The organism is Streptomyces sp. NPDC048659 (genome assembly GCF_040650575.1).
In the GTDB taxonomy this organism is placed as follows: Bacteria; Actinomycetota; Actinomycetes; order Streptomycetales; family Streptomycetaceae; genus Streptomyces.
In genome coordinates, this window is the sequence record NZ_JBEZHM010000001.1 from 34,244 (window position 1) to 59,421 (window position 25,178).

The window sequence follows — 25,178 nt, forward strand, 5'->3', positions numbered from 1 at the left end:
TGACGATCCGCGAATTCAAGATGCCCGACGTGGGCGAGGGCCTCACCGAGGCCGAGATCCTCAAGTGGTACGTCCAGCCCGGCGACACCGTCTCCGACGGGCAGGTCGTCTGCGAGGTGGAGACGGCGAAGGCGGCCGTCGAGCTGCCGATCCCCTTCGACGGGACGGTGCACGAGCTGCGCTTCCCCGAGGGCACCACGGTCGACGTCGGCGAGGTCATCATCTCGGTGAACGTCGGCGGCGACGAGGCCCCGGTGGCCGCGCCGGCCCCCGCCGCGCTGCCGACGCCCGAGCCCGAGGCCGAGCCGGAGCAGACGGGCCGCCAGCCGGTCCTCGTCGGCTACGGCGTGGCCGCGACCTCCACCAAGCGTCGCGCCCGCAAGACGGCCCCGGTCGCGGCCCCCGCGGCCCCGGCTCCCGCCGCCGTGGTCCCCGCCCCCGCGGCCGTGGTCCCCGAGCAGCTGAACGGCCACGCCCCGGCGGCGGCCCGCCCGCTGGCGAAGCCGCCGGTGCGCAAGCTCGCCAAGGACCTGGGCGTGGACCTGGCGACGGTCACCCCGACCGGCCCGGACGGCGTGATCACCCGCGAGGACGTGCACGCGGCGGTCGCCCCGGCCCCGGTCGCGGCCCCCGCCGAGACCCCGGCCCCGGCCGCCGAGGCACCCGCCGCCCCGGTCGCCGTCGCCGTCGAGCCGGGCGCGCGGGAGACCCGTATCCCGGTCAAGGGCGTACGGAAGGCCACGGCGGCGGCGATGGTCGGCTCGGCCTTCACCGCGCCGCACGTCACCGAGTTCGTGACCTTCGACATCACGCGCACGATGAAGCTGGTCGAGGAGCTCCGGTCCGACAAGGACATGGCGGGCCTGCGGGTCAACCCGCTCCTGATCATCGCCAAGGCGGTCCTGGTCGCGGCCCGGCGCAACCCGGACATCAACGCGTCCTGGGACGAGGCCGCCCAGGAGATCGTGCTCAAGCACTACGTGAACCTGGGCATCGCCGCGGCCACCCCGCGGGGCCTGATCGTCCCCAACATCAAGGACGCGCACGCCCAGACCCTGCCGGAGCTGTCGCGGTCCCTGAGCGAGCTGGTCGCCACCGCCCGCGAGGGCAAGACCACCCCGGCGGCCATGCAGGGCGGCACCTTCACCATCACCAACGTCGGCGTCTTCGGCGTCGACACCGGCACGCCCATCCTGAACCCGGGCGAGTCGGCGATCCTCGCGGTCGGCGCGATCAAGCTCCAGCCCTGGGTCCACAAGGGCAAGGTGAAGCCCCGCCACGTCACCACCCTGGCCCTCTCCTTCGACCACCGCCTGGTCGACGGAGAACTCGGCTCCCGCTTCCTGGCCGACGTGGCCGCGATCCTGGAGCAGCCGAAGAAGCTGATGACCTGGGCGTGATCACCTGGGCGTGATGACGTGAGGGCATGACACGAGGGGGATGACATGGGGGGGATGACATGGCCGTGATGACGGAGGCCCGGCGGGCGCGCGGCGACGGACGCTTCGCGTTCGTCGTCGTCGAGTCGGTCGTCAGCGGGCTGCTCGCGGTGGGCTGGCTGCTGCTGGCGCTCGCGATGTCCATGGAGGCGTACGACCGCGTTCCGGGCGAGCCCGGAACGCCGGAGGGGCAGGGCGGGCTCGCCCTGCTCGCCCTCGGGGTGGGCGTCTCCGTCGGGGTGACCTGGGCGCTGCGGCTCTTCCGGGCGCCGGGCGCGCGGCTGGTGGTCGACGGGGTCGTCGCGCTCCGGCTGCTCGCCGTGCTCGTGGTCAGCGTGCTGCTCGGCATGGACCTGCTCGACGGGTGAGGTTCGGCACAGGGCCGTCCGTATCGCGGACGGCCCTGTCTGTTGCGCCTCTGTTGTATCTAAGCTGTGTCCATGGCATCCGCACCCCCCGCAGCAGACCGCGTCTACACGCACGTCAAGCAAGCCGTGCTCGACCGCCGGTACGAAGGGGGGACCCTGCTCACCGAGGGGGAGCTCGCGCTGGCCGTCGGGGTGTCGCGGACGCCCGTGCGGGAGGCGCTGCTCAAGCTGGAGATGGAGGGGCTGCTCAAGCTCTATCCCAAGAAGGGCGCCCTCGTGCTCGCCGTCTCCGCGCAGGAGATCGCCGACGTCGTCGAGACCCGGCTGCTCGTCGAGGAGTTCGCCGTGCGGCGGGCCGTGCCCGCCGGGCCCGGGCTCGTGGCGCGGCTGGAGGAGCTGCTGGAGGAGCAGAAGCGGCGGGCCGCGGCGGGGGACCTGGCCGAGGTCGCCGCCACCGACCGGGCCTTCCACGCCGAGATCGTCCAGCACGCCGGCAACCAGATCCTCGCCCGCCTCTACGACCAGCTCCGGGACCGGCAGCTGCGGATGGGCGTCGCCGTCATGCAGTCGCAGCCCGACCGGATCGCCAAGAACATCGTCGAGCACGCCGAGATCCTGGAGCGGATCAAGGCGGGCGACGCGGAGGGCGCCGCCGGGTGCGTCCGGCAGCATCTGAGCTGGGTCAAGGTGCTGGTGCGGGGAGAGGCCCGGTGAGCGGGGGGAAGAACGGGTACGGCTCCGCCGTCACGCTCCCCGGGGACCCGCCCGGCGGGCGCCGCGCCGCGCTCGTGTGGGGCGTCGGCGTCGCCGTCTACTTCGTCGCCGTCATCTTCCGGACCTCGCTCGGCGTCGCCGGGCTCGACGCCGCCGACCGCTTCGGCGTCAACGCCTCCGCCCTGTCGACCTTCTCCATACTCCAGCTCCTCGTCTACGCCGGAATGCAGATACCCGTCGGCCTCATGGTCGACCGGCTCGGCACCAAGAAGGTGCTGACCATCGGCGTCCTGCTGTTCACCCTCGGCCAGCTCGGCTTCGCGCTCTCCCCCACGTACGGCATGGCGCTCGCCTCCCGCGCCCTGCTCGGCTGCGGCGACGCGATGACCTTCATCAGCGTGCTGCGGCTCGGCACCCGCTGGTTCCCCGCCCGCCGCGGGCCGATGGTCGCCCAGCTCGCCGGGCTCGTCGGCATGGCCGGCAACCTCGTCTCCACCCTCGTCATCGCCCGGCTCCTGCACGGCCTCGGCTGGACCCCCGCCTTCGCGGGCAGCGCCGGCGCCGGAGTCGTCGTCCTCGTCCTGCTGCTGCTCTTCCTGAAGGACCACCCCGAGGGGTACGAGCCCGAGCCCGTCCCGCACGCGGGCGCCGCCTTCGTCCGCCGCCAGATCGGCGAGTCCTGGCGCGAGCCCGGCACCCGGCTCGGGATGTGGGTGCACTTCACCACCCAGTTCCCCGCCATGGTCTTCCTGTTGCTGTGGGGGCTGCCCTTCCTCGTCGAGGCGCAGGGACTCAGCCGCGAGACCGCCGGGTCGCTGCTCACCCTCGTCGTCGCCTCCAACATGGCGGTCGGGCTGGTCTACGGGCAGATCATCGCCCGGCACCACGCCGCCCGCGCCCCGCTCGCCCTCGGCACCGTCGCCATGACCGCCGTCGCGTGGGCGGCCACCCTCGCCTACCCCGGCGCCCACGCGCCGATGTGGCTGCTCGTCACCCTGTGCGTCGTGCTCGGCGCCTGCGGGCCCGCCTCGATGATCGGCTTCGACTTCGCCCGGCCCGCCAATCCGCCCGAGCGGCAGGGCACCGCCTCGGGGATCGTCAACATGGGCGGCTTCATCGCCTCCATGACCACGCTCTTCGCCGTCGGCGTCCTCCTCGACGCCACCGGGAACGACTACCGGATCGCCTTCTCCTCGGTCTTCGTCCTCGAAGCCCTCGGCGTCGCGCAGATCCTCCGCCTCAAGTCCCGCACCGCCCGCCGGGAGCGGGAGCGGCTCGTCGCCAGCCGGGTCGAGGCCGTGCACGTCCCCGCCGCGTAGGACGGCCGTGTAGGGCCGCCGCGTGAGGTCGCCGTGCGAGGCCGTGTGCGGGTGCAGGCCGTCGTGCGAGGCCGTGTGCGGGTGCAGGCCGCCGCGCAAGGCCGCCGTGCGGGGGCCTCAGTTCGGTGTCACCGCGAAGTGGTCCAGGATCGCCCGCGCCAGGTCCGCGTCGCCCTCGGTCTTCACCCGGTCGGCCACCTCGGTGTGGCGGACCCGGCCGCAGGCCAGCCGTACGTACGTCTCCCAGTCCGTCACCAGCGTCACCGCCGGGCCCAGCGACGGCGCCCCGTCCACCGAGCCGTTGCCCTGCGCGTCCACCCGGACCGTCCGCAGGAACTCCAGCGGGCCGGTCACGTCCAGCACCACCGCCGAGCTCGCGGGCGCGCCCGCCTCCTTCGCGACCACGAACGGCAGCGCCTCCAGCAGCACGTCCCGCACGATGTACGCGCCGGGGGAGTCCAGGTTGCCCGGGACGCCGAGGGCGGTCCGCAGGTCCTGCTCGTGCACCCAGCAGTCGAAGGCGCGCATCCGGTAGGCCAGTTCCAGCGTCTGCTCGGCGCCGAGCGGGGCCCGCATCAGGGCGTCGGGCAGCCGGTTCTCGTTGCGGAGCTGACGCGCCCGGCGGATCAGGATGTACTCCAGCTCCGACGTCATCTCCGGCGCCGTGTGGTGCCGCCGCACATCGACCTGCATCTCCATGTAGCGGGCGAAGTCGCTGCGCACGTGGTAGAGATCGCGGGGCAGGCTGTGGATCGGGCGCGGGTCGCCGAGCATCTCGGTCTCCATGCCGATGACATGGGACACGATGTCGCGGACCGACCAGCCGGGGCACGGGGTGGCGCGATTCCACTCCCCCTCCACGAGCGGCTGCACCAGCTCGGCTATCGCTTCGATCGAGTGGGTCCAGGCGTCGGCGTAGTTCTGGAGGCTGGGATGGACGGTCACGGGACCCCTCGGCGGCGCTGGTACGGCTGGGCGGGCTGAAAACATGACTGCGTGGGAGGCTCGGTGGCTAAGTTACGCTGCCCGCAGGCACCCCGGCAGTGCTTTCGTGTGACGATCGTAGGCCGGTGTTGACGGCTCGAATGCCAGGACGGTGGTAGTGTGCGCGCCTCGCTGATCCAGATCGCGGTAGACCCGGACGAACCGGTCGAGAGCCGCAGGGCGCGCGTCGCGCGCCTGGTGCGGGAGGAACGAGGGGCCGCCGACCTGGTGGTCCTGCCCGAGCTGTGGCCCGTCGGAGCCTTCGCCTACGAGGAGTTCGCGGCCGAGGCCGAGCCGCTGAAGGGCCCCACGTACGAGGCGATGGCCGACGCCGCGCGCGCCGCCGAGGTCTGGCTGCACGCGGGCTCGATCGTCGAGGCGGCGGGCGGCGCGCTCTACAACACCTCGCTGGTCTTCTCCCCCGACGGCGAACTCGCGGGCTCCTACCGCAAGATCCACCGCTTCGGCTTCGACAAGGGCGAGGCGGTGCTGATGGCGCGCGGCGAGGACCTCGTCACCGTCGATCTGCCGCAGCTCACCGTCGGCGTCGGCACCTGCTACGACCTGCGCTTCCCCGAGCTGTTCCGGGGGCTCGTCGACGCGGGCGCGCAGGCGTTCCTGCTGCCGGCCGGCTGGCCCGCCCGCCGCCTCGCCCACTGGCGGCTGCTCGCGCGGGCGCGCGCGGTCGAGAACCAGGCGTACGTCCTGGCCTGCGGCACCGCCGGCACCCACGCCGGTGTCGAGCAGGCCGGGCACTCGATCGTCGTCGACCCCTGGGGCGAGGTGCTCGCCGAGGCGGGCCCGGACGAGGAGATCCTGCGGGTCGTCCTGGACCCGAAGAAGGTGACGGAGACGCGGGAGCAGTTCCCGGCGCTCAAGGACCGGGTGCTGTAGGGCCCCGGACGCCCGCGAGCTCGCGCCCCGGCGCGTACTCCCGCCACGCCGTCGCCAGTCGGCGGACCGCCTCCCGGAGCGTGTCCGGGGGCAGCAGGAAGTGCAGGCGGAGCATCCGGACGCTGCCGCCGAGCGCGTCCATGGTGGAGCCGGGCAGCACGGCCACCCCGTGCCGCAGCGCGAGCTGGGCGAACGAGATCCCGTCGCCGTGCGGGAGCCGGACCCACAGGGTCTGGCCGCCCGCGCACGGCGGGCACTCCCAGGACGGGAGGTGCCGGGCGAGCTCGGCCCGCAGCAGGTCGTGGCCCGCGCGCAGTTCGGCGCGCCGGGCCGCGAGCAGCGGCTCGTAGGAGTCCAGCAGCCGGGCCGCCACGAGCTGGCCCGGCACGTCGCTGCCGAGGTCGTGCAGCGCCTTCAGGCGGGCGAGGCGCGCGATCAGCGGGGCCGGGCCGCGCACCCAGCCGATCCGCAGGCCGCCCCAGACGGACTTGCTGAGCGAGCCGACGCCGATGACCTCCTCGCCGTACGCGGAGAGCGGCGGCGCGGCGGCGGCGCCGTCGAAGCGGAGTTCGCTCAGCACCTCGTCGTCGACGAGCGGGATCCCGTACGCCTCGGCGGCGGCGACCAGCCGGCGCCCCGGCAGCGGCGGCAGGACGGTCCCGGTGGGGTTGTGCAGGTGCGGCACCACATAGGCGAGGGACGGGCGGTGACGTTCCATCACCGCGACGGCCGCCGCCACGTCGAGGCCGTCAGGACCGACCGGTACGGGCCGGGGCACCGCCGCCGCCTCCCGGAACAGGTCGAGCGCCCCCGGATAGCTCGGCGCCTCCACGAGCACCGAGTCGCCCGGCGCCAGCAGCAGCCGGGTGAGCAGCCCGATGCCCTGCTGGGCGCCGGTGGTGACCAGGATCCTGTCCGGGCCGGTCGGCACCCCGCGCGCCGCGTACCGGCGGGCGACCGCCGCCCGCAGGGCGGGGAGGCCGGCCGGGTGGTAGCCGAGGTCGTCCGTGGGCAGCGTGATCTCCGCGTACGCCTCGGCCAGCGCCGCCGGTGGCGACGGCGGGGCGGCGCAGCTCAACAGGATGACGCCGTCGGAGGGTTCGAGGAGGTGGAGGAACATCGGGTTGGAGGTCTCCACCACGCGGGGGCCCGGCGCGGCGAGCACGGCGGGCGCCACCCGGGTGCCGCTGCCCTGGCGGCGCACCAGCCGCCCCTCCTGCCGCAGGGTGTCGTAGGCGGCGACGACCGTCGTCCGGCCGACGGACAGCGCGGTCGCGAGGCGCCGGTCGGGCGGCAGCGGGGCGCCCGGCGGCAGCAGCCCCTCGTCGATCAGCCGGCGGAAACCGGCGGCCAGCAGCAGATACAGCGGGCCCCGCCCGGCCGACCAGCGGCCGAGCCAGGCGACGAGTTCGGCCGGGGCGGGTGTCATTGGATCCATTGGCGGACCAATCTGCCGGGATTGGTCCTGTGGACGCAAGCGTTCCGTCCACAGACTGACGTCATGAGCGCCGACTTCCCGCCCTTCGCGTCCCGCCCCGAGACCCTCGCCGTCCACTCCCCGCAGCCCGAGATCAAGGGCAGCAGGCCGCTCGGCGTGCCGCTGCACCAGGGGCACGTCTTCGCCTTCGAGACCGCCGACGCCATGGCGGACGCCTTCCACTCCACGGACACCTTCCTCTACAGCCGGATGGGCAACCCGACCGTCCGCGCCCTGGAGACCGCCGTCGCGCGCCTGGAGGGCGGGGCCGCCGCCCTCTCGTACGCCTCCGGGATGGGCGCCATCAACGGCGTGCTGCTCGCCCTGCTCGGCACCGGCGGCCACGTCGTCGCCCAGCGCTGCCTGTACGGCGGGACGTACGCGCTGCTCGCGGACCTCTCCGCGCGCTGGGGCGTCGAGGTCACGTACGTCTCCGGGAGCGACGCGGACGAGGTGCGGGCGGCGCTGCGCCCGGAGACCCGGCTGCTCTACCTGGAGACCATCGCCAACCCCACCACCCGGGTCTCCGACCTGCCCGCACTGATCGCCGCCGCGCGGGAGGCGGGCGTGCCCACGGCCGTCGACAACACCTTCGCCTCGCCGCTGCTGTGCCGCCCGATCGAGCACGGGGCCGACATCGTCGTGCACTCGGCGACCAAGTACCTCGCCGGGCACGCCGACGTCCTCGGCGGCATCGCCGTCTTCAGGGACGAGGAGCTGTACGGCCGGGTGCGGCACTACGCGGTCGAACAGGGCGCCAGCACCGACCCGTTCGCCGCCTGGCTGACCCTGCGCGGCCTCCAGACGCTGCCGCTGCGGATCGAGCGGCAGTGCGCGAACGCCGCCGGGCTGGCCGCGCGCCTGGCCGCCCACCCGGCGGTCGCCGCCGTCCGGCACCCGGCCCTCGCCGGGCACCCGGACGCGGCGGTGGCGGCGCGGCTGCTGCCGAGGGGCGGCGGCGGGGTGGTCTCCTTCGACCTCGCGGGCGGCCGGGAGGCCGGCCGGGCCTTCGTGGAGGGCGTCCGGCTGGCCTCGCTCAGCGCCTCGCTCGGCGACGTGAAGACCCTGGTGATGCACCCGGCCTCCACCTCGCACCGCCAGCTGGACGCGGCGGCGCTGGAGGCGGCGGGCATCGGCCCCGGCACGGTGCGGCTCTCGGTGGGCATCGAGCACGTCGAGGACCTGTGGGCGGACCTGGAGCAGGCCCTGGCCAAGGCCCTGTAGCCGACCGGGGCCGCTCGGTCCTCCCGGTCCCGCTCAGTCCTCCCGCTCCCGCTCGGCCATCCGGATCACGCACACCGCGACCGCGATGAGCAGGGCGGGATCGGCGTCCTCGCGGACCGCGTTCACGGCGTACGTGTCGCGGACGTGGAACCACTGGCGGGAGATGTGGGCCAGGAGCTCGCCGTCGTACTCGACGGTGAACTCCCGGTCCAGGATCCTGCCGCTGACGTCGAGTTCGGTGCCTTCGACGAGGCTGACGCGGTAGTGGTTGCGGAGCAGCGAGAGGCGCTTGCGGCGGATGGTGGCGAGGGGGCGTTCGTCCCGCTCGATCGTCATCGCGTCCCGCAGGCTGAACATCTTCTGCCGCAGCGTGATGAGGACGTGCCCGTCCGGGTCCTTCAGCTCCAGGGTGTCGCGCAGCCGCAGCGCCTTGCCGTCGACGAGGTAGGCGTGCCGGCCCCGCTCGTCCTCGATCCAGTAGTCGTCGCCGATCGCGAAGATCTTGTCCCGTACCAGGTATTTCATGGCGGAATGCCTTCCCCGTCAGGACGGGAAGTAGCGCGTGAACGGGTCCGGACTCGCGCCGAGCATCGCGCCGAACGGCGCGTCGAGCTGGTGGATGAGCAGGACGGTGAAGGCGATGAACCCGGCGAGCCCCATCACCATCACCACGTGCGTGGTGCTGCGGCTGATCCCGAACAGGAACATGAAGGCCAGCGTCAGCAGGCCGCCGATGATCAGCCCGGTCCACAGCACGGGGGACAGCCGCTCCTGCGCCGCCGCCTCCCGGCCGCGCCGCGCGTCGTCCACGTACCCGATCTGGGCGAGCGTCTCCTGCGCCGCGATCTGCTGGGCGGTGGTGCCGGTGCCGCGCAGCTGGCCCGCCTCGCGCAGCCGGGCCAGCATCGCCCAGCCCTCCGGCCCGAGGGGCTCCCGCTCGGTCATGAGCGGCCACTCGACGTCGACGACGTGCGTGGCGTACGAGCGGGCCGCCTGCCGCAGCGGCTCCCGCTGCGCGGCGGGGAAGGCGTCCGCGAGCAGGTACGTCTGGTGCAGCGCGCTCGCCTCGGCCTGCACCTGGTCGTCGGCGGAGGAACGGTTGTCCCAGACGGAGACCAGGCAGAGCCCGAGCACGATGGCGTAGAGGACCGAGACCATCATCGCGATGTACTCGGCGACGTCCTCGCGCGGTTCGTCGCCCTCGCGCATCGGGAACAGGCGCGTCTTGGCGACCACGGCGAGCGCCGCGACGAGGGCGACGCCGATGACGACGACGAGGGTTTCCAGGAGGGCCATGGGGGCTCGCAGGATCTCTCAGTGGTGGCGGGAGCCGAACAGGGCGGCGGCGAGCGCGGCCGGGATCAGCAGGAGCAGCAGCGTCACGACCACGCCGAGGCGGGGGAGCTCGCGGGCGCGGCGGTGGAGGCGGGGCAGCAGCCCTTCGTCGGCGGGGGCGGGGGCGACGGCCACCGGGACGGGGACCGGGGCGGGGACGCGGGTGGACGGGAGGGTGGCGGTGCCGGGGGAGGTGCCGGTGCCGGTGCCGGTGTTGGTGCCGGTGTTGCCGCCGATGCCTGTGCCTGCGCCTGTGCCCGTGGCGGCGCCTGTGCCCGTACCGATGCCCACGCCCATCCCCGTCCCGTTCCCGGCGGCCGCCGTGTCCGCTGCTGCGGCGGCTCCCACCCCCACCGGTGCCCAAGGCCCCGGCCCCCGGCCCCCCGCCACCAGCCCGGCCACCAGCCCGCCGGGCACCCCGCCCGCGCCGGGTGCGCCGGGTGCGCCCGGCACCGGGGACTGCGTGCCGGGGCGCGGGCGCGGCCGGGGCCCCGCGCCCGGGGACTCCCCGCCGCCCCCGTCCCGTACCCGGAACTCCGCCGAGGCGCGGGCCGTGAGCTCCGGGGCGGGGACGGTCCCGCCGCGCTCGTCGACGGTGGCGACCCGGTCGCTGCCCCGGGCGAGCCCGGTGCTGCGGTACGTGCCCGGCGGCCGCCGTACCGTCGCCGCGCACTCCGCCGAGGCGCCGGGCGCGAGCAGGGGCACGGTGCCGGTGCGGTCCTGGCCGCAGGCGAGGGCGCCGGGGCCCGCGGCCAGGGCGGTGTCGGTGAGGCGGACGGTGTGGACGGGGCGGTTGCCGAGGTTGGTGACGGTGTAGCGGACGTCCACGAGGGTGCCGGCGGGCACGGGGGCGGCGCGGCCCTGGCGCCCGCCGGGGCCGGGCGTCCCGGCCACCCGTACGGTCTCGGTCAGCCGCAGCGCCCCGGCGACACCCTCGTAGCCGGAGCGGGCGGTGGCGGTGAGGCGGTCGCGCAGCGAGGGGATCTCGCCGGTGGCGCGGGCGGTGGCCGTGTGGCGGCCGGGCAGGGCGCGGAAGCGGGCCGTGCAGACCATCGAGCGGAGCGCGGTGAGCGGGCGCGCGGGGCAGCGGACCAGGTCGCCGGGGACGCCCGGGTCGGCGATCCGGACCCGGTGGAGGTCGGCCTCGCCGCGGTTGACCAGCACGTACCGCTTGACGAGCGGGCTGCCGGCCCGGACGGGGCGGGTGCCGGTGCCGTCACCGCCGTTGACGGTGACGCTGAGGCTCAGGCCGCCGCTCCCGGCGCCGCCGGCGCGCGCGGCGGGCGCCCAGGGGGCCCAGAGCGGCAGCAGGAGCAGCGGGAACAGCAGCGGGACGAGGAGCGCGGCACCCGGTGATCCCCGCATGACACCCTCCCCGGGAAGATCCGACGGAAAATCTGATGATCGTTCCGCTTGTCATGCTCGCCAGGCCCCCCGCCCCGCCCCCGGCCACGACACGCCGGGGTCCGGCCACCCGGGGCCCCGCGTTCATCCGTACGGCGGGACGTACGGCACCCTTGAGCCATGAACGACGACTCCGTGCGCGCACGCGTCCGTGTCCGGGCCCCCGAGCTGATCGGCAAGGGCGGCTGGCTCAACACCGGCGGAGACGATCTGTCCCTCACCGACCTGCGGGGAAAGATCGTTCTGCTCGACTTCTGGACCTTCTGCTGCGTCAACTGCCTGCACGTCCTCGACGAGCTCCGCGAGCTGGAGGAGAAGCACCGGGACACCCTGGTGATCATCGGCGTGCACTCGCCGAAGTTCGTGCACGAGGCCGAGCACCAGGCCGTCGTGGACGCCGTCGAGCGCTACGAGGTGCGCCACCCGGTCCTCGACGACCCGGAGCTCGCGACCTGGAAGCAGTACGCCGTACGGGCCTGGCCGACGCTCGTCGTCATCGACCCCGAGGGCTATGTCGTCGCCCAGCACGCGGGCGAGGGGCACGCCAACGCGCTGCGCGCGCTCGTCGAGGAGCTGGAGGCCGAGCACGGCGCCAAGGGCACCCTGCGGCGCGGCGACGGGCCGTACGTGCCGCCGGAGCCGGTCGCGACCGACCTGCGCTTCCCCGGCAAGGCGGTCCTGCTGCCGTCCGGGAACCTGCTGGTCTCCGACACCACCCGGCACCAGCTCGTCGAACTGGAGCCGGACGGCGAGACCGTCGTGCGCCGGATCGGCGACGGGGAGTTCCGCGAGCCGCAGGGCCTCGCCGTGCTGCCCGACGGCAAGGTCGTCGTCGCCGACACCGTGCACCACGCGCTGCGCCTGTTCGACCCGGCCACCGGCGCCTCGGAGCGGATCGCGGGCACCGGCCGCCAGTGGTGGCAGGGCTCCCCGACCGCCGGCCCGGCCCTGGAGGTCGACCTGTCCTCGCCGTGGGACGTGGCCTGGTGGCGGGGGAAGGTGTGGATCGCGATGGCGGGTGTCCACCAGCTGTGGACGTACGACCCGGAGACCGGGACCGTCGGCGTCGCGGCCGGCACCACCAACGAGGGCCTGGTCGACGGGCCCGCCGCCGAGGCGTGGTTCGCGCAGCCGTCCGGGCTCGCGGCCACCGAGGACCGCCTGTGGGTGGCCGACTCGGAGACGAGCGCGCTGCGCTGGGTCGACCCGGAGGGCCTCGTGCACACGGCCGTCGGCACCGGCCTGTTCGACTTCGGGCACCGCGACGGCGAGGCCGGGCAGGCGCTGCTCCAGCACCCGCTGGGCGTGACCGCCCTGCCCGACGGCTCGGTCGCCGTCAGCGACACGTACAACCACGCGCTGCGCCGCTTCGACCCGGCGAGCGGCGAGGTCACCACGCTCGCCACGGACCTGCGCGAGCCCTCCGACGCGGTCGTCGTCGGCGAGGACGTCGTGGTCGTCGAGTCGGCCCGGCACAAGCTGACCCGGCTGCGGCTGCCCGAGGAGGCCGTCCAGGTCGAGTCGGTCGCCCACCGCACCCGGCGCGAGGCCACCGAGGTCGCCCCGGGCGCGTTCCGCCTCGACGTGGTCTTCCAGGCCCCGAAGGGCCAGAAGCTGGACGAGCGCTACGGCCCCTCGACCCGGCTGCTGGTCTCCTCGACCCCGCCGGAGCTGCTGCTCGCGGGCGAGGGCACGGGCACGGACCTGTTCCGCGAGCTCACCCTGAACCCGGAGCTCGCCGAGGGCGTCCTGCACGTCTCGGCGATGGCCGCGTCCTGCGACGACGACCCCGCCAACGAGTACCCCGCCTGCCACGTCCACCAGCAGGACTGGGGCGTCCCGCTCCGCCTCACCGAGGGCGGCGCGACCCGCCTCCCGCTGATCCTGGCGGGCATGGACGCGGCGGACGGCTGACCGGAGCGGTCACCCCGCGACCACGGCCGCCGTCTCCCGGTCGAGGACGGCGGCCAGCGGCCGGGCGATCCGGATCCGCCGCCGCAGGTCCTCGGCCTCGGCGTGCAGCCGGTGGAAGGCGGCGGCGACGTCCCGCATGTGCACGAGCTCGCCGCGCCCGTCCTTGAGGACCTCCAGCTCCCGCGCTGTGTCCCGCAGCCGCCGCCGCAGCGGGCCGCTGGTGACGCCGTCGGCGGCGAGCGCGGCCAGCTCCGCCTCGGCGGCGGCCAGGCCGTCCGCCGCAGCGAGGGCGGGAGGCCGGCACAGCGTGCGGAACGAGGCGATCGTGTCGAAGAGCTTGTCCAGGTCCTGCTTGGCGGCGGCGCCGTCGTCCATCGGCCCCAGGACGTGCAGGGACGCCTCCTCGAACGCGGCCCGCGCCTTCCGCAGCCCGCGGACGGACGCGTGCGGGCGGAGCGGGAGCAGGGCGTCGCGGAGCTCGAAGTACTCGGTGAAGACGGTGACGAACACGGCCTCGACCTGGGCGCAGGCGTCGAGGACGGGGGCGACGCTCGCGCGCCGCAGCCCGAACCCGTCGTCCATGAGGCGCCTGAGCTCGGCGGCGTAGGACGTGATGGCCCGGTCGAGGACCTCCGCCTCGTAGAACGTGGCGGTCATGTACCGGAGCGCCTCCTCCGCCGAGGCCCGCGCGTACTCCCGCTCCTCGCGGTCCCGTCCCCATGGCCACCACATGCGCGTACCCCTCCCCCGATCGGTCCGTGGATCATGGCACGGCCGGGGGGAGGGGCACAGGGTTCCGCCGGGCCTCAGCCCTCCAGGAAGGCCACCAGGGCGTTGGCCAGGTGGTACGGGTCGTCCGAGCCGCACAGCTCGCGGGCGCTGTGCATCGAGAGGCAGGCGACGCCGATGTCGACGGTGCTGATGCCGTGGCGGGCGGCGGTGATCGGGCCGATCGTGGTGCCGCAGGGCATGTCGTTGTTGGAGACGAAGGTCTGCCACGGCACGCCGGCCTTCTCGCAGGCGGCGGCGAACACGGCCCGGCCGCTGCCGTCGGTGGCGTAGCGCTGGTTGACGTTCACCTTGAGGATCGGGCCGCCGTTGGGGCGCGGGTGGTGCGTCGGGTCGTGGCGCTCGCTGTAGTTCGGGTGCACGGCGTGGCCGACGTCGGAGGAGAGGCAGACCGAGCCGGCCAGGGCGCGGGCCTTGTCCTCGTAGCCGCCGCCGCGGGCGTAGACGGAGCGCTCCAGGACGTTGCCGAGCAGCGGGCCGTGGGCGCCGGTGTCGGCCTCGGAGCCGTTCTCCTCGTGGTCGAAGGCGGCGAGGACCGGGATGTACGGCAGGTCGGGCAGCGTCGACACGGCGGCCAGGGCGGCCACGCAGGCGTGCACCGAGATGAGGTTGTCCATGCGGGGCCCGGCGAGCAGCTCGCGGTCGCGGCCCAGGTAGGCGGGGGCCTCGACGGCGTGGACCATGAGGTCCCAGCCGGCCACGTCCTCGGCGTCGACCCCGGCCTCCTCGGCGACGAAGGAGATCAGGTCGCCCTCGTGGACCTCGCCCAGGCCCCAGATCGGCTGCATGTGGCGCTGGCGCTCCAGCTTCATGCCGTCGTTGACGCCCCGGTCGAGGTGGACGGCGAGCTGCGGGACGCGCAGCACCGGCCGGTCCACGTTCGCGAGCACCTGGCTGCCGTCGCGCAGGGTGAGCCGGCCGGCCAGGCCGAGGTCGCGGTCGAGCCAGCTGTTGAGCAGCGGGCCGCCGTAGATCTCGACGGCGACCTGGCGCCAGCCCTCGCGGCCGAAGTCGGGCCGGGGCTTGACGCGCAGGTTCGGGGAGTCGGTGTGCGCGCCGACGATCCGGAACGGCGTGTGCGGGGCGGCGCCCTCGGGCACGTACCAGGCGATGATCGCGCCCCCGCGCACCACGTACTTCCCGCCGGTCGTGGCGTCCCAGGCGGCGGTCTCCTCGACCTTGCGGAAGCCGGCCTTCTCCAGGCGCTCGGCGGTGTTCGCCACCGCGTGGTACGGCGAGGGGGAGGCCGCGAGGAAGGTCATGAGGTCATCGGTGTGGCCGCGGTCGAACCGGGGAGGTGCGCTACTCATGCGTTCACCTTACGCAGCGGCCCGGGGAAGCCAGAACGGCCCGCTCCCCTCCCCGGGAGCGAGCCGTTCCTTGTGCGGACTCAGGCGCGCGTCAGAACGCGGCCTCGTCCAGGTCCATCAGCGAGCCGTCGACACCCTCGGCGAGGAGGCGCTCGGCGGTGACACCCGGCAGGACGTTGGCGGCGAAGAACTTCGCGGCCGCGATCTTGCCCTGGTAGAAGGCGGCGTCCTTGGCGGAGGCGCCCGCGGCCAGCTTCTCGGCGGCGACGGCCGCGCCGCGCAGCAGCAGGTAGCCGACGACGACGTCGCCGGAGGCGAGCAGCAGGCGGGTGGTGTTGAGGCCGACCTTGTAGATGTTCTTGACGTCCTCGCCGGTCGCCATGAGGTCGTCGAGCATCTTCTTGACGATGCCCTCCAGGTCCACGGCGGCCTTGGTGAGCGCGTCGCGGGCGCCGGACAGCTCCTCGCCGCCGGTGCCGACCGCGAGGAACTTCTTGATCTCCTCCGAGAGCGCGTTCAGGGACGCGCCCTGGTCGCGGACGATCTTGCGGAAGAAGAAGTCCTGGCCCTGGATGGCCGTGGTGCCCTCGTAGAGGGTGTCGATCTTGGCGTCCCGGATGTACTGCTCGATCGGGTACTCCTGCAGGAAGCCGGAGCCGCCGAAGGTCTGGAGCGACTGGGCGAGCTGCTCGTAGCCCTTCTCGGAGCCGTAGCCCTTGACGATCGGGAGCAGCAGGTCGTTCAGGCCGTGCAGGGCCTTGGTGTCCTCGCCGGCGGCCTCCGCGACGGCGATGGCGTCCTGGACGGAGGCCGTGTAGAGGACGAGGGAGCGCATGCCCTCGGCGTACGCCTTCTGCGTCATCAGCGAGCGGCGGACGTCGGGGTGGTGGGTGATGGTGACCTTGGGCGCGGCCTTGTCCATGAAGTTCGCCAGGTCGGTGCCCTGGACGCGCTCCTTGGCGTACTCCAGGGCGTTGAGGTAGCCCGTGGAGAGGGTGGAGATCGCCTTCGTGCCGACCATCATGCGGGCGAACTCGATGATGAGGAACATCTGGCGGATGCCCTCGTGCTTGTCGCCGATCAGCCAGCCCTTGGCGGGGTGCTGGTCGCCGAAGGTCATCTCGCACGTGTTGGACGCCTTGAGGCCCATCTTGTGCTCGACGTTGGTGGCGTAGACGCCGTTGCGGGCGCCGAGCTCGCCGGTCTCCCAGTCGAACTCGTACTTCGGGACGAGGAAGAGCGAGAGGCCCTTGGTGCCGGGGCCGGCGCCCTCGGGGCGGGCGAGGACGTAGTGGAGGATGTTCTCCTCCATGTCGTGCTCACCGGAGGTGATGAAGCGCTTCACGCCCTCGATGTGCCAGGAGCCGTCCTCCTGCTGGATGGCCTTGGTGCGGCCGGCGCCGACGTCGGAGCCCGCGTCGGGCTCGGTGAGCACCATGGTGGAGCCCCAGCGCTTCTCGACGGCGATCTGGGCGGCCTTCTTCTGCCGCTCGTTGCCCTCGTTGTAGAGGACGCCGGCGAAGGCGGGGCCGGAGGAGTACATCCAGATGGCCGGGTTCGAGCCGAGGAGCAGCTCCGCGTAGGCCCAGACGAGGGAGCGGGGGGCGGTGGTGCCGCCGATGCCCTCGGGGATGCCGAGGCGCCAGTACTCCGAGTCCATGAACGCCTTGTAGGACTTCTTGAAGGAGGCGGGGACGGGCGCGGTGTGGGTCTCCGGGTCGAAGACCGGGGGGTTGCGGTCGGCGTCGGCGAAGGACTCCGCGAGCTCGTTCTCGGCGAGGCGGCGGATCTCGTCGAGGATGCTCTTCGCGGTCTCGACGTCCATCTCCTCGAACGGACCGGTGCCGTACACCTTGTCGCGGCCGAGCACCTCGAAGAGGTTGAACTCGATGTCGCGGAGATTCGACTTGTAGTGCCCCATGGCGACGGCTCCGTAAAGGCTCGGGGAGGCGGTTTCCTCGTACGCGGACAGACGACTACCGGCGGGTAGCCCACGCTCTCTACGATGATGCTACCCACCGGTAATAACGGCAACCCCTATCCGGGGATATCCGGGGAACTTGTCTGTGACGCGTGCCGCACGGAGCTCCGGCGGTCAGTAGTGCTCGACCTTCTGCCCGTCCGGGACCTGGTAGCAGCCGGACACGACGTCGATCTTGAGCATCGGGGGGTTCTTGTCCCCGCCGCTGTCCTTGCGCCAGAAGCTGACGTGCAGGCCGAACTTCCGCTCGTCGTTGTCCGCGGTGAGCTCCAGGCTCTTGGACGCGCTGCTGTCGGGGCCGTACTTCACGATCTTCCAGCCGCGCTGGGGGAGCGCGGCCTTCAGCCGCTCCATGGCCTGGGCCAGCTCCTCGTCCGTCTTCGCCGTGAGGCTCCAGGGGTGGAACATCTTGTAGAACCGCTCGCGGTCCCTGTCCTCGCAGGGCTGGACCCCGGCGCCGCCCTTGGAGGTCGTGCCAGGGACGCCGATCAGGTCGAAGATCTCGCTCGACACCTTCTTCGTCTCGGCGTTCACCTCGTCCTGGTCGCGGACTCCGACGACCTTGGTCCCTTCGGCCTTGGCCTCGCCGCCATTGGACATGCTGCATCCCGTGAGTGTGAGAAGGGCCGTCGCCAGGAGGGCGCCGGTTCGGATCTTGATCATTCGGTGACCACCTTGCCGTACTTGCCCGTCACGACCGCCGCCTGGTTGTTGAGGCTCTGGCTGTTGTTGTCCCAGTAGCCGCTGTGTCCTTCGGTGTCCGTGGCCATCTGGTTCGCCCCGAAGACCTCGTCGCTCGGGATGAGGAAGACGCCGCCGCCGAGCCGCCACTGGCTGCCGCCGTGGCCCCAGCGCCCGATGTCGGGTACGGCGTCGCCGTCGGCCTCCTCGTTCCACACGTGCCCCTTGGGGACGTCCAGCTCGCCCGCCGAGCCGACCTGGACGCCGGGGCTGCCCGCGAAGACGATGTCGTCGGCGTGCAGCGTGCCCTGGCGCGCGGCCGAGCCGATCAGGGTCGTGCCGTAGGAGTGCCCCACGGCGGTGGTGTGGCTCTTGTCGGGGCCGCCCTGCGCGACCTCCATGCCCTCCATGAACTTGTTGTACGCCGGGGCGCCGTCGTTCGCGTAGTGGCTGAAGGGGGCGTCCTTCACGATGTCCTGCGGGGCGTCGTAGCCGAGCCAGGTGATCGTGGACGTGGTCTCACCCGGTGCGGCCGCGTCCGAGGCGCGCCACAGGTTCACCATCCGGTCGATGTTCCCGCCGATGCTGCCGAGGTTCGACGTGGTGCCCGGGACGTACACGGCGGTGTGCTGCGCCGTGTCGGGGTTCCCGTTCGCGACGATGGCCCGGCCGTGCCCCTCGGGCGAGAACCCCAGCAGGTACGCCTCCGGCAGGCCGTCCTTGCCCGTCTTGGCGAAGCGCTCGTCGATCGCGTCCATGCCCTTGAGCGAGCTCTCCAGATGGGCCTTGCGGTCGCCGTACTTCTTGTCCCACTCGCGCCACTCGGGGTTCTTGATGACCGCCGGGTACTGCCCGCTGGGGTTGGGCAGGTACTCCTGCGGCTGCGGCGGGATCGTCTTGAGCTCCAGGCGGTACTGGGCCTTCGACTCCGCGAGCACCATCCGGTTGGCGTCGTCGCGGACGGCGGAGGGGATGCCGTCCAGGGCGCCGACCGAGGCCGGGTAGAGGGTCGCGTACTCGTCGCGCTGCTCCTGGGTGAGGCCGTTCCACCAGTCGGCGTTCTCCTTGGGGGACTTGCCCTTCGGGATCGCGTCGTCGTCGGCGTACTTGCCGGCCGCCTGCTGCATCGCCTTGGTGTCCCGGGCCGCGTCGGCGAGGGTCTCGTCGCTGACGGTGAGGCCCGGCTCGGCCTTGAGCTGGCGCAGGGCGGCGGCGTAGCGCCCGTCGATCTCGGTGGCCTCGCGGAGCGCGTCGCCGATGCGCTGGGCGATGTCCTCGGCCTTGCCCTTGTTCTCGTCGCCGCTGCCGATGCCCTCGGCCTTGCCGGGCAGATACGGGAAGGGGGCGCCGTCCCGGGCGGTCTGATCGCCCTTGAGGACGTACGACTTGGTGGGGTAGCTGACCGAGCCGTCGGCCTGCACGGTGAACTTCAGGTTCTCCGCGTCCTCCAGCGCCTGCTTCAACTTCTTCTGCGGCGCGGCCATTTCGGAGGCCAGGCCGTTGAGCGCGGTGCGCACCAGGCCGCATTCGGTGTGCAGGTACTGGTAGTTGCGGGAGAGCTGCTGGACGTCGCCGCCCGCCTTGGCGGCGGTCTCGCCCTTCTGGGTGTCGTGGATCTTGGCGAACATGCCGTTGTCCACGCGGTCCTTGTCCGCGTTGGCGCGGGAGCTGACCTTGCCCCAGCCGTCGGCGGCGTCGGTGTACTCGGTGAGCTTCAGGTCGCGGAGCTGCTGCCAGGTCGGCACGGGGCTCAGCCCTCCTTCTTCGGGGCGGACTGGCCGTTCTGCTTGTCGCCTTCGGCGGCGACCTTCCGCTGGGTGTCCAGTTCGCGCTCGCCGAAGTCCCGCCCGGCGGCCTTGAGGGCGCCTTCGAGCCGTCCGGCCTCGTCGCGGACGTTGCCGAGGCGGGTCTTCCAGGTGCCGAGGATCTCGGTGAGCGCTGCGGTGGAGTCGAAGCCCGCGGTGCCGCCCGCGACGCCCTCGTTCGCGGTGTCGAGGTCGGTGACGGAGCTCGCCGTCGAGGTCTTGAGCTCGCCCGCGGTGTTGCCGGCGCTGTGCCAGGGGCCGACCTCCGCCTTGAGATCGGGCCCGCCGCCGCCTCCGCCGTCGGGCGCCGGGAGCCCCGCGAGGCTCATCGCGGCTGGTCGTTCACCGATGATTTCCTGCCATTTGGCGTCGAGCGCCATCTTTCACCCCCGTGGTGGCCGGATTGCTTCCGCGAACCTAGCAAGAGAGGCCGGGCCGTGCGAAGAAGGGTGGGAGAGGCATCCATGCGGCCCCCCGGGCCCGCCGCCGCTCGATAGGCTGGCCCGCATGTACGGCTACGACCAGAATCCGGGCGCCCAGCAGCAGTACGGCCAGCCCCAGCAGCCGCCGATGCACGGCGGGATGCAGGGCGGTATGCAGGCGGGTATGCAGGGCGGCATGCAGGGCGGCTACGCCCAGCAGCCGCCGCTGTACCCGGAGCCGTCGCCGCCCTCGCTCGCGGACGCGGTGCGCGCGTTCACGACCGGCACCCTCGCCGCCGAGGACTTCCAGCAGATCTTCGCGACCTCGAAGGTCTACTGCCCGCGCGGCGACAACCCCGGCTTCCTCGCGCTGCACAACACCCAGCAGCCGGTGATCCCCATGTTCACCACGCTGAAGGAGCTGCGGCGCTACGCGGGCAAGGAGTCGAAGTACTTCGTGATCACCGGCGCCGAGGTGATCGACCTGCTCCCGACGGGCTACGGCTTCGTCCTCGACATGGAGGGCGACCACCGGATGGTCTTCGACGCGAAGGCCGTGGAGCAGATGGTCGACTTCGCGATGCGGCGGATGTACGGCTGACGGAGGCTGGTAGCGCCGGCCATGGGCCGCAGGTGTGGGGACGCCCGGGAGGAATACCTCCCGGGCGTTCCGCGTTCCGGGTGGCAGAAAGTTAAAGCTTCAACTACTCTGGGACCCAGAGATCGTACGAACTTCAACTTGAAGTGGACGAACTAGAGGAGGCACGCCATGCCCGCCGTGACCGTCGAGAACCCGCTGACCCTGCCCCGCGTCGTCGCGCCCGCCGACGCCGTCGCACGGCCGGTGCTGGCCGTGACCACCGCCCCCTCGGGCTTCGAGGGGGAGGGCTTCCCGGTCCGCCGCGCGTTCGCCGGGATCAACTACCAGTACCTCGACCCGTTCATCATGATGGACCAGATGGGCGAGGTGGAGTACGCGCCGGGCGAGCCCAAGGGCACCCCCTGGCACCCCCACCGCGGCTTCGAGACCGTCACCTACATCATCGACGGGATCTTCGACCACCAGGACTCCCAGGGCGGCGGCGGCACCATCACCAACGGCGACACCCAGTGGATGACCGCCGGGTCCGGCCTCCTGCACATCGAGGCCCCGCCGGAGCAGCTCGTCATGAGCGGCGGCCTCTTCCACGGCCTCCAGCTCTGGGTGAACCTGCCCGCCTCCGACAAGATGATGGCCCCCCGCTACCAGGACATCCGCGGCGGCCAGGTCCAGCTCCTCACCTCCCCGGACGGCGGCGCGCTGCTCCGCGTCATCGCCGGCGAGCTCGACGGGCACGAGGGCCCCGGCATCACCCACACCCCCATCACGATGATCCACGCGACCCTGCGCCCCGGCGCCGAGATCAACCTGCCGTGGCGCGAGGACTTCAACGGCCTCGCGTACGTGATGGCCGGCCGAGGCTCCGTCGGCGCCGACCGCCGCCCGGTCCACAAGGGCCAGACCGCCGTCTTCGGCAAGGGCGGCGCGCTCACCGTCCGCGCCGACGAGAAGCAGGACGCGAACGAGCCCGACCTGGAGGTCGTGCTCCTCGGCGGGCAGCCGATCCGCGAGCCCATGGCGCACTACGGCCCGTTCGTCATGAACACCCAGGCCGAACTGCGCCAGGCGTTCGAGGACTTCCAGGCCGGCCGCCTCGGCACCATCCCGGCCGTCCACGGCATGGGCGAGTGACACCGGGACCGGAAGCGGTACGGGTACGAGGGCGCCGCCCCCGTACCCGTACCGCTTTCCCCGCCCGGCCCTGACGGGCGGTCACCCGTCCGGCCCGCACCGCAGGACGACACGCCGGGCGGCGTGGTCCGGTGGACGGGTGAGCACCGATCGCCCGACGCCCCTGCTGCCCCGAGGTGCCCAGCGCACCGCCGCCTGGTGCGGGGTCATCCTGCTCGCCGCCGGGGTCGCGGCGGTCTTCGTCTGGCTGTGCGTCGTCTTCAAGACGGCCGTCACCCCCGTCCTGCTCGCCCTGCTCGGCACCGCCCTGCTCGGCCCGCTCTACCGCCGGCTGCTGCGGATGAAGGTGAACAAGTCGCTGGCCGCCGGGCTGACGGTGATCGCCGTCGTCGCCGTCGTCGGCGGCGCCACGTACATCGTCGTCGCCGCCCTCATCGAGACCGGCGACCAGATCATCGCCTCGCTGCGGCAGGCCGCCACCGACATCGCCGAGCACCTCGGCGCCGCCGGGACCTCCCTCGACGACCTCGCCAAGAACGCCAAGGCGCTGCTGGAGAAGTTCGGCGGGACCGCCGCCTCCGGGGTGATCTCCGGGATCAGCGTGGTCGGCCAGATGCTCGCCGCCGCCGTCCTCGCCCTGCTCCTCATCTTCTTCTTCCTGCGCGACTCCGACCGGACCGTGGACGCGCTGCGCTCGCTCGCCCCCCGCTCCACCGGCGACATGGTGGAGGCCATGGGGCGGCGCGCCTTCGAGGCGGTCGAGGGCTTCATGCGCGGCACCACCTTCGTCGCGTTCGTCGACGCGGTCCTCATCGGGACCGGCCTGCTCGTCCTGAAGGTGCCGGGCGCGGTGGGCCTGGCCGCGCTGGTCTTCGTCACCGCCTACATCCCGTACCTCGGCGCCTTCCTCTCCGGCGCGATCGCCGTCCTCGTCGCCCTCGCCGACCGGGGCTTCGCCATCGCGCTGTGGGTGCTCGGGATCGTCCTCGCCGTCCAGGTCCTGGAGGGCAACGTCCTCCAGCCCATGGTCCAGAGCCGGACCGTGCAGATGCACCCGGCGGTCGTCATGCTCGCCATCACCGCCGGGGCGTCCGTCGCCGGCATCCTCGGCATGCTCCTCGCCGTCCCCCTGACGGCCGCCGCCTTCGGGGTGATCGGCGAGCTGCGCAGCCGGTACGGGGCCCAGGACGCCGGGCCCGGCTGATCAGCCGGACGGGCTGCCGCCCGGCCCCCCGGACTCGTGCAGTTCGAACCAGGTCGCCTTGCCCTCGCCGCGCGGGTCCACGCCCCACGCGTCCGCCAGCATCTCCATCAGCCACAGCCCGCGCCCGCTGGAGGCCATCTCGCCCGGGTGCCGCTTGTGCGGCAGCTCGTCGCTCGCGTCGGCCACCTCGACCCGCAGCCGCCGCCGGGAGTCCTCCGCGCAGACCACCTCGGCGACGAGCAGCGCGTCGCCGTCGGTGTGGACCAGGACGTTGGTGACCATCTCGGAGACCATCAGGACCGCCGAGTCGACCTGGTCCCCGTCCGCCCAGTCGTGCAGCAGCTGGCGGAGCTGCTCGCGGGCGGCGGCGATCCGCTCCGGCTCCGCCTGGGCGACCGTCATCATCGTGCGGCGCGGGGCGGGCAGCGCCGCCGTGCCCTGCCGGGACAGCAGCAGCACCGCGATGTCGTCCTCGCGGCGGTCGGCGAGCGGACCGGTGGTGTGGTGCGAGCCGGGCCCGTGGACGGCCTCGACGAGCCGGTCGGCCAGCGCCTCCAGGTCCTCGCCGTCGTCCGCCTCAAGCAGCTTGCGGACCCGCTCCCAGCCGCTGTCCAGGTCGTGCCCGCCGGTCTCCAGGAGCCCGTCGGTGCAGATCATCAGGGTCTCGCCGGGCTCCAGGGCGAGCCGGGTGGTGGGGTAGTCGGTGTCGGGGTCGATGCCCAGCGGCAGGCCGCCGGCGGTGGGCCGCAGCAGCACCGTTCCGTCGGTCATCCGCACCGCCGGGTCCGGGTGCCCGGCCCGCGCGATCTCGACGCGCCCCGACTCCAGGTCCACCTCCAGGTACAGGCAGGTCGCGAAGCGGGGCGCGCCGAAGGGGTCGGCGGCGTCGGCGGCGGCCGTGGCGTCGGGGATGCCGGGTGCGCCGGGTGCGCCCGCGTCCCCGCCGCCCGCCGTGGTGCCCTCGTTGATCCCGTACAGGAAGCGGGAGGCGCGGGAGAGCACCGCGTCCGGGCGGTGGCCCTCGGAGGCGTACGCGCGCAGGGCGATCCGCAGCTGCCCCATCAGGCCCGCCGCCCGCACGTCGTGGCCCTGGACGTCGCCGATGACCAGGGCGATCCGGCCGGCGCCGGAGCCGCCGGGCAGCCGGATCAGGTCGTACCAGTCGCCGCCGACCTGGAGCCCGCCGCCGGTGGGCACGTACCGGGCGGCGACCCGGATGCCGGGGATGCCGGGGCCGAGGACCGGCATCATCGTGCGCTGGAGGCCCAGCGACAGCTCCCGCTCCGACTCGGCCACCCCGGCCCTGGCCAGCGCCTGGGCCAGCATCCGGGCGACGGTGGTGAGCACCGAGCGCTCGTCGGGGGTGAAGGCGACGGGGTGCTTGAAGGCGGCCATCCAGGCGCCCATGGTGCGCCCGGCGACGACGAGGGGGACGAAGGCCCAGGAGCGGCGGCCGAAGCGCTGGGCGAGCGGCCAGGTCATGGGGAAGCGGCGCAGGTACTCCTCGGGCGACGGAAGGTAGATCGCCCGCCCGGTCCGGGCGACCTCGGCCGCCGGGTAGTCCGTGTCGAGGGTCATCGAGGTGAAGGGGCCCTCGTCGCCCTTGTCGTGCCCGTGGTGGCCGATGATCCTGAGCCGGTCGCCGGCGACGCCGAAGACGGCGAGGCCGTCGGGGGAGAAGCCGGGCATGGAGAGCGAGGCGGCCACCCGCAGCACCTCGGCCGTCGACCGGGCCTCCGCCAGCGCCCGGCCCGCGTCGAGCAGGAACGCCTCGCGGGAGCGGCGCCAGTCGCCGGTGATGGGCGTGGCGGCGGCGGTGCCGGGCTGGGGCTCGGCGACCTCCTGGAGGGTGCCGACGAGCTGGTAGTCGTCGCCCTCGATGAGCGGCTTCGACCTGGTCCGTACGGTACGGAGCACCCGGCCGTGCTCGTCCATGATCCGCAGCCGGGCCTCGGCGAGGGTGTCCTCGGCGACGGCGAGGTGGACGACGCCGTCGATCTCGTTCCAGTCGACCGGGTGGAAGCGGGAGCGTACGGCGGCCTCGGTGAGCCGTACCGGTTCGGCGGGCAGGCCGAGGAGGCGGGCCGCCTCGGCGTCGAGGGAGACCACCCCGGACGCGTTGTCCCATCGCCACAGGCCGGTCGCGATGGCGGCCAGGACGTCCTCGGTGCGCATTGCCCTA

General features: G+C 73.3%; 22 protein-coding genes. 10 read left to right on the forward strand and 12 right to left on the reverse strand.

From position 1 onward, the window contains the following. Positions 1-20: 20 nt before the first annotated feature. The 4 genes from AB0C99_RS00160 to AB0C99_RS00175 all read left to right on the forward strand — a co-directional run bounded on the left by AB0C99_RS00160 (position 21) and on the right by AB0C99_RS00175 (position 3,840). Entirely contained in the window at positions 21-1,400 is a 1,380-nt protein-coding gene (locus AB0C99_RS00160) for a dihydrolipoamide acetyltransferase family protein (RefSeq protein WP_362468086.1), read from the forward strand. 59 nt (positions 1,401-1,459) lie between these two features. Beyond that, positions 1,460-1,807, forward strand: a complete 348-nt coding sequence (locus tag AB0C99_RS00165) for a hypothetical protein (RefSeq protein WP_362467595.1) — start codon at positions 1,460-1,462, stop codon at positions 1,805-1,807. 72 nt (positions 1,808-1,879) lie between these two features. Next, on the forward strand, positions 1,880-2,521 hold the full coding sequence (locus AB0C99_RS00170; RefSeq protein WP_362467597.1) for a GntR family transcriptional regulator: 642 nt from the start codon (positions 1,880-1,882) through the stop codon (positions 2,519-2,521). Then, positions 2,518-3,840 carry an MFS transporter gene (locus AB0C99_RS00175; RefSeq protein WP_362467598.1) on the forward strand — a complete coding sequence of 441 codons (1,323 nt, stop codon included), beginning with the start codon at positions 2,518-2,520 and terminating at the stop codon, positions 3,838-3,840. Before AB0C99_RS00170 ends, AB0C99_RS00175 begins: the two co-directional genes overlap by 4 nt. Positions 3,841-3,957: 117 nt before the next feature. Here the strand turns inward: AB0C99_RS00175 and AB0C99_RS00180 are convergent, their stop codons facing one another. Beyond that, positions 3,958-4,785, reverse strand: coding sequence for a maleylpyruvate isomerase family mycothiol-dependent enzyme (locus tag AB0C99_RS00180; RefSeq protein WP_362467600.1), 828 nt, complete (start codon positions 4,783-4,785; stop codon positions 3,958-3,960). Between the two features lie 159 nt (positions 4,786-4,944). Between AB0C99_RS00180 and AB0C99_RS00185 the strand changes: the two genes are divergently transcribed. After that, positions 4,945-5,718, forward strand: coding sequence for a nitrilase-related carbon-nitrogen hydrolase (locus tag AB0C99_RS00185; protein WP_362467602.1), 774 nt, complete (start codon positions 4,945-4,947; stop codon positions 5,716-5,718). Here the strand turns inward: AB0C99_RS00185 and AB0C99_RS00190 are convergent. Next, entirely contained in the window at positions 5,699-7,147 is a 1,449-nt protein-coding gene (locus tag AB0C99_RS00190) for a PLP-dependent aminotransferase family protein (RefSeq protein WP_362467604.1), read from the reverse strand. The two genes, AB0C99_RS00185 and AB0C99_RS00190, sit on opposite strands and share 20 nt — an antisense overlap. A 72-nt stretch (positions 7,148-7,219) precedes the next feature. Between AB0C99_RS00190 and AB0C99_RS00195 the strand changes: the two genes are divergently transcribed. Next, entirely contained in the window at positions 7,220-8,419 is a 1,200-nt protein-coding gene (locus AB0C99_RS00195) for an aminotransferase class I/II-fold pyridoxal phosphate-dependent enzyme (protein WP_362467605.1), read from the forward strand. 33 nt (positions 8,420-8,452) lie between these two features. Here the strand turns inward: AB0C99_RS00195 and AB0C99_RS00200 are convergent, their stop codons facing one another. Genes AB0C99_RS00200 through AB0C99_RS00210 form a run of 3 tightly spaced genes read right to left on the reverse strand, consistent with a single transcriptional unit; the run spans position 8,453 to position 11,119 of the window. Beyond that, a complete protein-coding gene (locus AB0C99_RS00200; protein WP_362467607.1) occupies positions 8,453-8,944 on the reverse strand; it encodes an LURP-one-related family protein in 492 nt (163 codons plus the stop codon). Between the two features lie 18 nt (positions 8,945-8,962). After that, positions 8,963-9,715 carry a hypothetical protein gene (locus AB0C99_RS00205; RefSeq protein WP_362467609.1) on the reverse strand — a complete coding sequence of 251 codons (753 nt, stop codon included), beginning with the start codon at positions 9,713-9,715 and terminating at the stop codon, positions 8,963-8,965. 18 nt (positions 9,716-9,733) lie between these two features. Beyond that, positions 9,734-11,119: a hypothetical protein gene (locus tag AB0C99_RS00210; RefSeq protein ID WP_362467610.1), complete on the reverse strand. Its 1,386-nt coding sequence runs from the start codon at positions 11,117-11,119 to the stop codon at positions 9,734-9,736. A gap of 159 nt (positions 11,120-11,278) precedes the next feature. Between AB0C99_RS00210 and AB0C99_RS00215 the strand changes: the two genes are divergently transcribed. After that, complete coding sequence (locus tag AB0C99_RS00215) at positions 11,279-13,072, forward strand: NHL domain-containing thioredoxin family protein (protein ID WP_362467612.1); 1,794 nt, start codon at positions 11,279-11,281, stop codon at positions 13,070-13,072. A gap of 9 nt (positions 13,073-13,081) precedes the next feature. On the opposite strand, the gene AB0C99_RS00220 is transcribed toward AB0C99_RS00215, so the two are convergent. The 6 genes from AB0C99_RS00220 to AB0C99_RS00245 all read right to left on the reverse strand — a co-directional run bounded on the left by AB0C99_RS00220 (position 13,082) and on the right by AB0C99_RS00245 (position 20,018). Further along, positions 13,082-13,804: a hypothetical protein gene (locus AB0C99_RS00220; protein WP_362467614.1), complete on the reverse strand. Its 723-nt coding sequence runs from the start codon at positions 13,802-13,804 to the stop codon at positions 13,082-13,084. Positions 13,805-13,878: 74 nt separating this feature from the next. Next, positions 13,879-15,171, reverse strand: coding sequence for a M18 family aminopeptidase (locus AB0C99_RS00225; RefSeq protein ID WP_362467616.1), 1,293 nt, complete (start codon positions 15,169-15,171; stop codon positions 13,879-13,881). 91 nt (positions 15,172-15,262) lie between these two features. Beyond that, on the reverse strand, positions 15,263-17,092 hold the full coding sequence (locus tag AB0C99_RS00230) for an acyl-CoA dehydrogenase (RefSeq protein ID WP_362467618.1): 1,830 nt from the start codon (positions 17,090-17,092) through the stop codon (positions 15,263-15,265). A gap of 174 nt (positions 17,093-17,266) precedes the next feature. Further along, the gene (locus AB0C99_RS00235) at positions 17,267-17,815 is read right to left on the reverse strand and encodes a hypothetical protein (RefSeq protein ID WP_362467620.1); all 549 of its coding nucleotides are present in this window, start codon (positions 17,813-17,815) and stop codon (positions 17,267-17,269) included. Then, positions 17,812-19,578, reverse strand: a complete 1,767-nt coding sequence (locus tag AB0C99_RS00240; protein WP_362467622.1) for an alpha/beta hydrolase — start codon at positions 19,576-19,578, stop codon at positions 17,812-17,814. Before AB0C99_RS00240 ends, AB0C99_RS00235 begins: the two co-directional genes overlap by 4 nt. Before the next feature lie 5 nt (positions 19,579-19,583). After that, positions 19,584-20,018 carry a hypothetical protein gene (locus tag AB0C99_RS00245; protein ID WP_362467624.1) on the reverse strand — a complete coding sequence of 145 codons (435 nt, stop codon included), beginning with the start codon at positions 20,016-20,018 and terminating at the stop codon, positions 19,584-19,586. 127 nt (positions 20,019-20,145) lie between these two features. Here AB0C99_RS00245 and AB0C99_RS00250 point away from each other — a divergent pair, with 127 nt between their 5' ends. The 3 genes from AB0C99_RS00250 to AB0C99_RS00260 all read left to right on the forward strand — a co-directional run bounded on the left by AB0C99_RS00250 (position 20,146) and on the right by AB0C99_RS00260 (position 22,996). Continuing rightward, on the forward strand, positions 20,146-20,661 hold the full coding sequence (locus tag AB0C99_RS00250) for an SseB family protein (protein WP_362467626.1): 516 nt from the start codon (positions 20,146-20,148) through the stop codon (positions 20,659-20,661). 168 nt (positions 20,662-20,829) lie between these two features. After that, complete coding sequence (locus AB0C99_RS00255) at positions 20,830-21,792, forward strand: pirin family protein (protein WP_362467628.1); 963 nt, start codon at positions 20,830-20,832, stop codon at positions 21,790-21,792. Between the two features lie 139 nt (positions 21,793-21,931). After that, on the forward strand, positions 21,932-22,996 hold the full coding sequence (locus AB0C99_RS00260; RefSeq protein ID WP_362467630.1) for an AI-2E family transporter: 1,065 nt from the start codon (positions 21,932-21,934) through the stop codon (positions 22,994-22,996). Here AB0C99_RS00260 and AB0C99_RS00265 read toward each other — a convergent pair whose 3' ends face one another. Next, the gene (locus AB0C99_RS00265) at positions 22,997-25,171 is read right to left on the reverse strand and encodes a SpoIIE family protein phosphatase (RefSeq protein WP_362467632.1); all 2,175 of its coding nucleotides are present in this window, start codon (positions 25,169-25,171) and stop codon (positions 22,997-22,999) included. Between the last annotated feature and the right edge of the window lie 7 nt (positions 25,172-25,178).